The sequence below is a fragment of the Kistimonas ophiarachnellae genome (assembly GCF_057552235.1).
Map to the genome: position 1 here is coordinate 1 of NZ_BAAJPA010000044.1, position 1,340 is coordinate 1,340.

A 1,340-nucleotide genomic window follows, 5' to 3' on the forward strand; every position below is an offset into this window, starting at 1 on the left:
AAGCTTCGGCTTCTTCAGCCACTTCTTCCAGGGCTTCGGCTTCTTCAGCGACTTCTTCCAGGGCTTCGGCTTCTTCAGCCACTTCTTCCAGGGCTTCGGCTTCTTCAGCCGCTTCTTCCAGGGCTTCCGCTTCTTCAGCAGCTTCTTCTAAGGCCTCGCCCTCGGCGGTCTCGCCTTCGGTGGCTTCAGTTTCGGCGGCCTCGCCTTCGGTGGCTTCAGCGTCGGCGGTCTCGCCTTCGGTGGCTTCAGTTTCGGCGGCCTCGCCTTCGGTGGCTTCAGCGTCGGCGGCCTCGCCTTCGGTGGCTTCAGTTTCGGCGGACTCGCCCTCGGTGGCTTCAGTTTCGGCGGCCTCGCCTTCGGTGGCTTCAGCGTCGGCGGACTCGCCTTCGGTGGCTTCAGTTTCGGCGGCCTCGCCCTCGGTGGCTTCAGCGTCGGCGGCCTCGCCTTCGGTGGCTTCAGTTTCGGCGGCCTCGCCCTCGGTGGCTTCAGTTTCGGCGGCCTCGCCTTCGGTGGCTTCAGCTTCAGTGGCCTCGCCTTCGGAGGCTTCAGCGTCGGTGGCCTCGCCTTCGGAGGCTTCAGCGTCGGTGGCCTCGCCTTCGGTGGCTTCAGCTTCAGTGGCCTCGCCTTCGGTGGCATCAGCTTCGGTGGCATCAGCTTCAGTGGCCTCGCCTTCGGAGGCTTCAGCGTCGGTGGCCTCGCCTTCGGTGGCTTCAGCTTCAGTGGCCTCGCCTTCAGTGGCATCAGCTTCAGTGGCCTCGCCTTCGGAGGCTTCAGCGTCGGCGGCCTCGCCTTCGGTGGTATCAGCGTCGGCGGCCTCGCCTTCGGTGGTATCAGCGTCGGCAGCCTCGCCCTCGGTGGCCTCAGCATCGGTGGCCTCGCCTTCGGTGGCCTCGCCCTCGGTGGCTTCAGCTTCGGAGGCCTCGCCCTCGGTGGCTTCGCCCTCAGGTGTTTCACCGTCCTTACCTGGAGGATCGCCATCCCGCTTATCGATCATTTTCACTCTCCCCTGGCTCATCACCGGTCATTACCGGAAGATAACCTGCCAATATGTGGTAATTACCGCCAAAGCGTTTTCTTCGAATGAACATGGCGCCGATTATAAAGGGCTTCCCATACACCAGTGCCTGTAAATCATTAAAAGCACCGACTTCAAGCAATGCCGGGGGGAATCAACAACAGAACAGGAGGTCGGGCATTCTGTACTTCCGTGATGAAATCAGAAGCAGCGTACCAAAAACTGTCGCGGTATGAAGATGGCAGTATCCAGTTTAAGCATTCCGGCTTCAAATCCATGATGGCATTCTCTCACTTCATGCTTTCAACATGTGCGAAATAAACTA

The 1,340-nt window shown here is 60.7% G+C and carries 1 protein-coding gene; it reads right to left on the reverse strand.

What is annotated here, in order from left to right; translation table 11 throughout:
* Positions 1-994 (reverse strand): hypothetical protein (locus AC27K1_RS21540; protein ID WP_487152852.1); only part of this gene is annotated, 994 nt, incomplete at its 3' end.
* Positions 995-1,340 lie beyond the last annotated feature (346 nt).